Origin of the sequence: Campylobacter showae CC57C (assembly GCF_000344295.2) — a bacterium.
In the GTDB taxonomy this organism is placed as follows: domain Bacteria; phylum Campylobacterota; class Campylobacteria; order Campylobacterales; family Campylobacteraceae; genus Campylobacter_A; species Campylobacter_A showae_B.
In genome coordinates this window covers 1-9,025 of record NZ_AOTD01000095.1, presented here as the reverse complement: position 1 = coordinate 9,025, position 9,025 = coordinate 1, and the positions used below count along the sequence as shown (strand labels likewise).

At 48.2% G+C, this 9,025-nt stretch carries 9 protein-coding genes and 1 tRNA gene; 8 read left to right on the top strand and 2 right to left on the bottom strand.

Annotated features, from left to right (window positions below; all coding sequences use genetic code 11):
- The 7 genes from nadE to H740_RS03635 form a co-directional block, all read left to right on the top strand.
- A partial coding sequence (gene nadE / locus H740_RS03665; RefSeq protein WP_002951397.1) for an NAD(+) synthase occupies positions 1 to 632 on the top strand: 632 nt, incomplete at its 5' end.
- Between the two features lie 252 nt (positions 633 to 884).
- The gene (locus tag H740_RS03660) at positions 885 to 2,021 is read left to right on the top strand and encodes a DegT/DnrJ/EryC1/StrS family aminotransferase (protein ID WP_002951396.1); all 1,137 of its coding nucleotides are present in this window, start codon (positions 885 to 887) and stop codon (positions 2,019 to 2,021) included.
- The gene (locus H740_RS03655; RefSeq protein WP_002951395.1) at positions 2,014 to 2,928 is read left to right on the top strand and encodes a tetraacyldisaccharide 4'-kinase; all 915 of its coding nucleotides are present in this window, start codon (positions 2,014 to 2,016) and stop codon (positions 2,926 to 2,928) included. The genes H740_RS03660 and H740_RS03655 overlap by 8 nt, the downstream gene beginning before the upstream one ends.
- 26 nt (positions 2,929 to 2,954) lie before the next feature.
- Positions 2,955 to 3,257 (top strand): divalent-cation tolerance protein CutA, encoded by a 303-nt coding sequence (cutA, locus tag H740_RS03650; protein WP_002951394.1) that lies wholly within the window; start codon positions 2,955 to 2,957, stop codon positions 3,255 to 3,257.
- Positions 3,254 to 4,714, top strand: a complete 1,461-nt coding sequence (gene thrC / locus H740_RS03645; protein WP_002951393.1) for a threonine synthase — start codon at positions 3,254 to 3,256, stop codon at positions 4,712 to 4,714. Before cutA ends, thrC begins: the two co-directional genes overlap by 4 nt.
- A complete protein-coding gene (gene kdsB / locus H740_RS03640) occupies positions 4,711 to 5,430 on the top strand; it encodes a 3-deoxy-manno-octulosonate cytidylyltransferase (protein ID WP_002951392.1) in 720 nt (239 codons plus the stop codon). The genes thrC and kdsB overlap by 4 nt, the downstream gene beginning before the upstream one ends.
- Positions 5,431 to 5,476: 46 nt before the next feature.
- Positions 5,477 to 5,842: a nitrous oxide-stimulated promoter family protein gene (locus tag H740_RS03635; protein ID WP_002951390.1), complete on the top strand. Its 366-nt coding sequence runs from the start codon at positions 5,477 to 5,479 to the stop codon at positions 5,840 to 5,842.
- 91 nt (positions 5,843 to 5,933) lie between these two features.
- Here H740_RS03635 and H740_RS03630 read toward each other — a convergent pair.
- Positions 5,934 to 6,007, bottom strand: a tRNA-Gln gene (locus tag H740_RS03630).
- Between the two features lie 91 nt (positions 6,008 to 6,098).
- Positions 6,099 to 7,970, bottom strand: coding sequence for a protein-disulfide reductase DsbD (dsbD, locus tag H740_RS03625; RefSeq protein ID WP_002951388.1), 1,872 nt, complete (start codon positions 7,968 to 7,970; stop codon positions 6,099 to 6,101).
- A 138-nt stretch (positions 7,971 to 8,108) separates the two neighbouring features.
- Between dsbD and ppk2 the strand changes: the two genes are divergently transcribed.
- Positions 8,109 to 8,918 carry a polyphosphate kinase 2 gene (gene ppk2, locus H740_RS03620; protein WP_002951386.1) on the top strand — a complete coding sequence of 270 codons (810 nt, stop codon included), beginning with the start codon at positions 8,109 to 8,111 and terminating at the stop codon, positions 8,916 to 8,918.
- Positions 8,919 to 9,025 lie beyond the last annotated feature (107 nt).

Genomic DNA, 9,025 nt, shown 5'->3' with positions numbered 1-9,025 from the left:
CTCTTTGCGCGCGCACGGGCTTTGAAACGCATGCGCTTTTGATGCCGACAAAGTACTCAAACGAGCGAAATTTAAGCGACGCGCTAAAGCTTTGCGAAGATCTAAAAATAACGCATAAAATCATCGAAATCCAGCCGATTTTGGATAGTTTTACCGCGCAAATCGGCGAGCCGCTGTCAAATTTGCGCATGGGAAATCTAAGCGCAAGAGCCAGGATGTGTCTGCTTTACGACTATTCGGCAAAGATAAACGCGCTAGTTGTGGGTACTAGCAACAAAAGCGAGCGCCTTCTTGGATACGGTACGATCTACGGCGACATGGCGTGCGCGCTAAATCCGATCGGCGAGCTCTTTAAAACTGAAATTTACGAGCTAGCGCGCGAGCTAGATATTGATGAAAAAATCATCGCAAAAGCCCCGTCCGCCGACCTTTGGGAAGGACAAAGTGACGAAGCCGATATAGGCTATAGCTACGAGCGACTGGATGAAGTTTTGCGTTTAGTGCAGAGTAAAGGCGAGGCCGAGCTGGCGCGAGAATTTGACCCAAAGCTCGTTGCGATGGTATTTTCAAGGATGAGAGCAAATAAATTTAAACTCTCGTTGCCGCCCGTTGCTAGTTTGGACGGTGAGTAAAATTTGAGCTAAATTTACTGCTACGGCGATAAATTTGGCTGAGGTTTTGCGAATAAAAACGGTAAAATTTGACGGCTGATTCGGCATCAAATTTTCTCGGCTTTGAGATGCGTTAAATTTAGCGGCAAAGTCGCGATGATTTTTCTGAAAGTAAAAATAGATAAAACTGCTGTAAATTTGGCAGCAAAATAAATTTAAAAACAAAAAAAGAACGCAGAAGGTAAGATAAAAATAAAAAAACAAGGAGGCACAATGGAAGAGATAGCGTTTTATAGACCTACTATCGACGAGGCCGAGATTACGCTCATCAAAGAGGCTCTAAACGACCACGGTTCGGTGATCGTGGAGCGGCTGGAGTCCGAGCTTAAGGAGTATTTTGGCGTAAAACACGCCGTTACGACCAATAATAACAGCGCCGCTCACCATTTGGCGCTTTGTTCGATGGATCTAAAACGCGGCGACAAGATCATCTGCTCGGTAAACTCCACTCCGAGCGTGGCGCAGGCGATCAGGCATTTTGACGCCGAGCCGATATTTGTTGATATCAACGAAGACGACTTTAACATGAACCCCCAATCGCTGCGAGACACGCTAAAAGTGCACAATCACAAAAAGCTAAAAGGTATCTTTGTAAACCACGTCGGAGGGCAGGCGTCGGATATGGACGAGATTTACGCTATCGCGCAGGAGTACGACGTAAAAGTATTAGACGACGCTGGCAAGTCCGTCGGCCTAACCTATAACGGCGTAAAAATCGGCTCTGATGAGCGCTCGCTTATCTCTTGCTTTAATGTGCATTCACAGCTCACAAACCCAATCGCGACGGCGGGCTTTATGCTAACGGACGACGATGCTATCGCCGAGCGCGCTAGGTTGCTGCGAAACCACGCGATCGTGAATGGCGGCATAGATAAAGACGGCAACCTGGGCTATGTCTATGACGTCGTTGATATCGGCGTAAAGTACGATTTAACAGGGCTTTGCGCGGCGTATGCGGTGGCGCAGTTTGAAAAGACGGATAAATTTATCGCGCGACGCAGACAGATCGCCGCTATCTATGACAAAGAGCTCGCAGACTGCCCGCACGTCTCGCTACCGATCAAAAAGCGCGACCACGTCTATATCCAGTACATCATTAAGATCGACAAAAACCGCGACGGGTTTGCCAAGGAGCTGCTAGAACGCGGCATCCACACGGCGCTTCACTACAAACCGATGCACCTTTTAAGCTACTATAAAAGCAAATACGGGCTTAAGGTAAATTCATTCCCAAATGCGCTAAAAACCTATCAGCAGGTGCTTTCGCTGCCCGTTTACAACGCGCTTAGCGACGAAGAGGTCGCCTATATCTGCGAGAGCGTGCGAGAAGTAGCTAAAACGCGTGTTTAAAAGGAAAATTTACGCCTTCGCGCAGGAGTATTTTTACACTCCAAATTTACGGCAAAAGTGCCTAGCTATCGCGCTTTTGCCGCTTAGCTGGATTTACTGCGCGGGCGTGATTTTGAAGTCCAAATTTAGCAAAGCTTTAGATTTTGACATCCCGATTATTAGCATCGGAAATTTAACCCTGGGCGGTAGCGGAAAGACGCCGCTGGGTATTGCTATATTAAACGAATTTGATGGCGGTTGCGTCGTGTTACGAGGCTACGGTAGAGCTTCAAAAGGACTCATAAAAGTCGCTATCTCTGGCGAAATTTTAGTGGGCGTCACAGCTAGCGGCGACGAAGCCATGGAGTACGCAAAAAGCGTAAAAAACGCAAACGTTATCGTGAGCGAAAACCGCGATATCGCCATAAACGAAGCCAAAAAAATGGGCGCAAAGTACGTGCTACTAGATGACGGCTTCGGTAAATTTCACATCAAAAAATTTAACGTCCTGATCCGCCCCTCCTCAAAGCCTTATTTTGATTTCGTCCTGCCTAGCGGCGCGTATCGCTACCCGAGCAAATTTTATGCCAAAGCCGACTACGTCGTAAAAGAGGGCGAGGACTTTACTCGAGAGAGCGAAATCATAAATCAAACTAAAAAGATGGTATTGGTCACCGCTATCGCAAATCCGCAGCGTCTGGAGCCTTATTTTAGCCTTTGCGTAGGGCGCGAGATTTATCCCGATCACTACGCGTTTTCGCGGGACGAGCTAGCGAGTATCCTAGAGCGCTACGGCGCGACCTCGCTTTTGGTCACGCGAAAAGACGCCGTAAAGGTGGAGGAGTTTGGCCTGCCGCTCTCCGTCATCGCGCTAAAAACGACGCTGGCGGATAAATTTAAACGAATTATCAAAGAGAAAATTCTATAATCTGCTAAAAATTTAGGGACGCTTTAATGAAATTCGTACTAACTTCTTGCGCCGACAAGGCCGCGGCTAAAACTCTAGCCAAAAAGCTCGTAAAAGCTAAATTTGCCGCTTGCGTCAGCGTTTTTAAGGCAAATAGCGTTTATTTTTGGGACGGCGAGATAAAGGATGAAAAGGAGCGGGTTTTGCTCATAAAAACCGCGGTTAAATTTAAAAAAGTCGCTAAATTTATCGCGAAACATCACGACTACGAGCTGCCTGAAATAGTGGCTTTTAAAGCTGATAAAGCTAGCAAAAAATACAAAAAATGGATAAAAAAGGAAAGTAAATGAAGTTATTTCAAACTAGAGCGAGTGCGGGTGAGAGCCTAAAAAGCGTGGAATTTAGCCAAGCGCTACTAAGCCCCAGCTCCGCTCACGGCGGGCTTTACGCACCGACGCAGCTACCGCAGCTGGACGATAAATTTTTTGCTGAGGCGGTAAATTTTACCTATGCACAAATCGCTCTAAAAATCATAGAGAAATTCGGATTTGACGCGGATGCGGCGATGTTTGAGCGGGCAGTGAAGCGGTACGAGAGATTTGACGATCCGCAAAATCCCGTGCAGGTGCGAAAAATCGGCGAAAACCTCTACGTAAACGAGCTTTATCACGGACCTACGCGCGCTTTTAAAGATATGGCGCTGCAGCCGTTTGGCGCGCTACTTAGCGAGCTGGCTGCAAAAAGAGGCGAAAAATACCTCATAATGTGCGCGACTAGCGGCGACACGGGGCCTGCGACGCTAGAGACCTTTGCGGACGCACCGGGCGTCAAGGTCGTTTGCCTCTATCCAAAAGACGGCACGAGCGAGGTACAGCGCCTACAAATGATAAATGCCGACGCCGCAAACCTCAAAGTAATCGGCATCGAGGGCAACTTCGACGATGCGCAGCGCGCGCTAAAAAGCCTGCTAGCTAGCGAGAAATTTAAAGAGCGCCTAAGCGCTGCCGGTCTCTCGCTCTCGGCGGCAAATTCGGTAAATTTCGGGCGGATTTTATTTCAGATCATCTATCACGTTTACGCCCACGTTTTTCTGCTAAAAACGGGCGAGCTAAAGGGCGAATTTGACATCGTCGTGCCTAGCGGAAACTTTGGCAACGCTCTGGGCGCATACTACGCTAAAAAAATGGGCGCAAAAATCGGTAAAATCAAAATCGTCTCAAACGCAAACAACATCCTTACCGAGTTTTTCACGCAGGGGCGATATGATCTGCGCGGCAAAAGCCTAGTTAAAACGATCAGCCCGGCGATGGATATCCTCGTTTCTTCAAACGTCGAGAGGCTGCTTTTTGATAAATTTGGCGCCGTGCGAACCAAGGAGCTGATGGATAGTCTCGCGAGCGATGGTTTTTACGAGCTTTCAAATAGCGAGCTAGACGCGCTAAAAGAGGACTTTGACGCTGATTTTTGCAGTGACGCGGAGTGCGAGAAATACATAAAAGAGTGGGCGGCAAAAGGCGTCGCCGTCGATCCACACACGGCTACATGCTTTAAAGCGGCGGCAAATTTGACGCGTCCGTGCGTGATAACGTCGACCGCGCACTGGGTCAAATTTGCTCCGAGTATGTTTAAAGCGCTAAAAAACGAAACGCTAAAAGACGAAAAAATCGGGCTTGAGGCCTTGGCAGCGGAGTTTAACGACGAAGTGCCAGGCGCGATAAAATCGCTATTTGCAAAAGCCGCCGTGCATAACGAAATCGCCGCAAAAAGCGATATAGAAGCTAAAATTTTAGCCTGGATCGAGCGATGATTATTATCCCTGCAAGGCTCGCCTCGACGCGAATGCCTAATAAAATTTTACGCGAGATAAACGGCGTGCCGATGTTTGTCGCTACGGCGCGCAGGGTGAGCGCGGCTGACGAGGTCGTGATCGCCGCAGACGACGAGGGCGTGGCGCAGATCGCGCAAAAATTTGGCTTTAAAGCCGTGATGACTAGCCGGGCGCATCAAAGCGGAACCGACCGCATCAACGAAGCGGCTGGAATACTTGGCGTCAAAGATAGCGAGATCATCATAAACGTGCAGGCCGACGAGCCCTTTATCGAGCCTGAAAATATCGTTAAATTTAGAGAATTTTGCGAGAAAAACGTGGAGAGAGCATTTATGTTTTCGTGCTTTAAATTTGTGGGCAGCGAGCTAGCGGACGATAAAAACCTGGTCAAGGTCGTGACCGACGACTCGGGCTACGCGCTTTATTTTTCGCGATCGCGCATCCCGTTTGACCGCGCGCCGTTTGACGCGTACAAGGCGCATCTGGGTATCTACGGCTACAGTGCGGCAAATTTAAAAAGATTTTGCTCATTTGCGCCGTCGACGCTTGAAAATACCGAAAAGCTCGAGCAACTGCGCGCTCTATCAAACGGCGAAAAAATCCTCATGCTCGAAGTGCAAAGCGACAGCATCGGCATAGACTGCGAGGAGGATCTGCAAAGGGCGCGGGCGAAATTCGGCATTGAGTTAGATTAACGCTGTGAGACCCGAAATTTGGTAGATTTGCCCAAAGGAAATATGCATGACGAATGAGAAATTTACCGAACAGGTCACTACTTTAGCGAAATTTTTGCAAACATACTGCGGCGACAAACATGCACTAGAGACGAAGCGCGAGATAAATTTGGAGCTAATTTATAAGGGCGAAAACCTAAACCGTAGCGTGCAGACGCGCCTTTGCACGGAGTGCGAGCAGCTGTTTTTCTACGCTCACGAGCGGCTTTTGGTCTGTTTGCACGATATCAAGCCAAGCTGCCGCAAATGCCCGCATCCGTGCTACGAAAAGCCCAAATGGACGCAGATGGCAAAGATAATGAGATATAGCGGCGTGAAGCTCGGCCTTGTAAAGCTTAAAAAGATATTTACCTTTTCAAAAACGGCGGAGTAGGGCTCGCTAAAATAGCTTGGTAGATGCTATTTTAAAATCAACACAAAACAACTCGAAATTTTGAATTTTAGCTGGTGGCAGTGTAAATAGGTGGTTACCCTGAAAGGATTCGAACCTCTGTTAGCTGATCCAGAGTCAGCAGTTCTACCACTAAACTACAGGGTAACGATAGGCGAAATTATAGCGAGCGAAATTTAAATCAGCTTTAATTATCTCAAATTTTAAGAATAAAACCGTAAAAATCTCCGCGCAAATTTCACAGCCCGAATTTTTCAAGACGAGCTAAAAACTTTTCGGGCGGATAAAATCCGATGAGGCGTGCATTTTTTAGCTCGTCTTGCGCGTCGCTGTTGGCACGGAAAAATAGGATTGCTGGCGGTCCGATGAGTCCGAATTTTTTCATTATCTGCGTGTCGTCACTGCTATTTTTCGTCACATCCACTCGCAAAAGAGTGAAATTTGCTAGCTTTTTTAGCACGGCTTCGTCTTTGAAAGTTATCTCGTCAAGTTCGTTGCAGCTAGCGCACCAAGTCGCGTAAAAGTCAATAAGCACGGGTTTAGACGAGCTTTTTATTGCATTTTCTAGCTCTGTCAAATTTGACACTGTGATAAAATTTGGCTCATTTTTGCTCAAATTTACGCCTGAGCCGCCTGCATTTTTAAAGCCTTCGAGCGGATTTAGCGCCGATTTTGCGCCCGAAAATGAGCCCACGATCAGCAAGACAGAGTAGATAAAGGCTAATAGCGCCGTGCCTTTTAGTAGTTTTTTGCCGTTGCCGTACTCGTCCTTTGTCGCATCAAAAGCTCCGAAAAATACGCTCGCAAACACGCCGATAACGCCGTAAAGCAGCAGCTCCGCCATAGTGCCCAGCACGCGTGCGCTCAGCCAGACCGCCATTATCAGCATGATAAAGCCAAAAAGCGTCTTGATTTTGTCCATCCATGCGCCTGGTCGCGGTAAAATTTTGCCCGAGCTAGCACCGATAATCAGTAGCGGCACGCCCATGCCAAGCCCCATCGTAAAGAGCGCAAGCCCGCCAAATAGCGCGTTTCCGCTCTGCGCGATGTAAAGCAGCGCGCCCGCAAGAGGTGCGGCGACGCAGGGGCTAGCGATGAGTGCGGATAAAAATCCCATCGCAAAAACGCCGATTATGCCGCCTTTGCTTTGAGCTTTTTTGTTAAGCGCATTTTGCATAGCAAGGGGCATCTGAAGCTCGTAAAGTCCGAACATCGAAAGTGCGAGTGCGACGAAAACGAGACTAAATCCGATCAGTACGGCCGGTGTTTGCAGCGCGCTTTGTCCGCCCGAGCCAAAAACGCTAGCCGCCACGCCTGCGACCGCGTAGGCGCACGCCATCGCAAAAACGTAGACAAGAGAGAGGAAAAAGCCGCTCGTAGCGCGCGAGTTTTTGTTTTTGTCCTTTTTAGCGTGCGGGTTGTCGCTATCAAATTTGGTCGAAGTTTCGTCTGGCGCGCTTAAATTTACCTCGCCGTTTTTCTCGCCCCTAGCTTGCTTTGAGACGATGATTGACGATAAGATCGGTATCATCGGAAATATGCAAGGCGTGAGCGATAGTAGCAGCCCATAGCCAAAAAACGTGGCGAGCGAGAGGAGGAAATTTGCGCTGCTAAGGCTTGCGGCGATGGAGTCTTGCTCGGAGAGCGGCGCCTGCAAGCCGGCAAATTCAGGCTCGGCGGCCTCTATGATCTGTGCAACCGAGTAGCCGCTAAGACCCTTTTTGACGCTAAATTTGAGTACTTGCGGTTGGTAGCAGATGCCGTCTTTGGCGCAGCCTTGGTATTCGAGCTTTAGGGTGAAATTTTCGCCGCCGCTAAGCCCTTTTAGCAAATTTATCGGCACAAAAAGGCTAAATTTGCCCGTATAAACCTCGCGCTCATCGTAAATTTTGCCTTTTGGAAAGTTTAGATGCGAGTTTAAAATTTTGTCGCCTAGGCTTGCTGCGAGGCTGTCTTTATAGACGTGGATATTTGGCGCTGGGGCAAATCTAAACTCGACGTTTTGCTCGTCGGCGTGTGCGGTGAGGCCGAAGGCTTCTTTGACTGAAAGCGGTTCGGCAAACATAGCGTAACAGGTCAAAATCGCCGCAAAAATCATCCTAAAAATCATAATATTCCTTGAAATTTTTGTCGTATTTTACACAAGCTCCCATAAAGTCAGCGTTAAATGTTAAATTAAGAGGCGTATTTTAGCTAAATTTTAATTATTTGATAGTAACATTTTAAAAATACCCAAAGGAGGTTTAGAGTGAGTAAAAACGGCACGGATAGCGTGAAATTCGACTACGAGCACGAGCTGCGAAAACTACAAATCGAGCTTTTAAAATTTCAAAATCACGTAAAAGAGCAGGGTCTGCGCGTACTCATCATCATCGAGGGACGCGACGCGGCGGGCAAGGGCGGCTCGATAAAGCGCCTAACCGAGCACCTAAATCCGCGCGGATGCCGCATAGTCGCGCTTGAAAAGCCAAGCGACGTCGAGCGCTCGCAGTGGTATTTCCAGCGTTACGTCGCACATTTACCAAGCGCTGGCGAGATCGTGATCTTTGACCGCTCGTGGTATAACCGCGCTGGCGTCGAGCCTGTAATGGGCTTTTGCACGCAGGAGGAGCACAAGGAGTTTTTGCGCGAGGTGCCTAAATTTGAGGAGATGATCAAAAACTCGGGCATCATTTTCTTTAAATTTTACCTCTCGGTTTCGAAAGAGGAGCAAAAAAAGCGCTTCAAAGAGCGCCTCACCGACCCGCTAAAGCAGTTTAAAATCTCTCCTGTAGATGAGAAAAGTCAGGAGCTCTGGGATCAGTACACCATCGCCAAATACTCGATGCTGCTAGCCTCAAACACGCCGTTTTGCCCGTGGACGATCATCGTCTCAGATAGTAAAAAACAGGCTCGTATAAACCTTTTTAGATACATTCTGGCAAACGTCGAATACCCGAAAAAAATAGACGCCAAAAACTTCGAGTGCGACGAAGGCATCGTAAGGAGCGGTGAGGAGGAGATCCGCCAGATGGAGGCAAATCTCAAAAACGAAAAGCTATCTAAGATGAACGGATAGGGCGAGCTTGGGTCAAATTTGACGCGTGGCTCGGTAAACGGCCTCGTGAGAATTTGCCAAAATTTGTCAAATTTGACTCGGCCGTTAAATTTATACGCAGGCGGCAA

What these genes read in the sequence shown, in the direction of transcription:
- dsbD (WP_002951388.1), bottom strand. Translation starts at nt 7,970, where the DNA reads ATGATTTTTAGGATGATTTTTGCGGCGATTTTGACCTGTTACGCTATG.
- H740_RS03660 (WP_002951396.1), top strand. Translation starts at nt 885, where the DNA reads ATGGAAGAGATAGCGTTTTATAGACCTACTATCGACGAGGCCGAGATT.
- H740_RS03635 (WP_002951390.1), top strand. Translation starts at nt 5,477, where the DNA reads ATGACGAATGAGAAATTTACCGAACAGGTCACTACTTTAGCGAAATTT.
- cutA (WP_002951394.1), top strand. Translation starts at nt 2,955, where the DNA reads ATGAAATTCGTACTAACTTCTTGCGCCGACAAGGCCGCGGCTAAAACT.
- kdsB (WP_002951392.1), top strand. Translation starts at nt 4,711, where the DNA reads ATGATTATTATCCCTGCAAGGCTCGCCTCGACGCGAATGCCTAATAAA.
- thrC (WP_002951393.1), top strand. Translation starts at nt 3,254, where the DNA reads ATGAAGTTATTTCAAACTAGAGCGAGTGCGGGTGAGAGCCTAAAAAGC.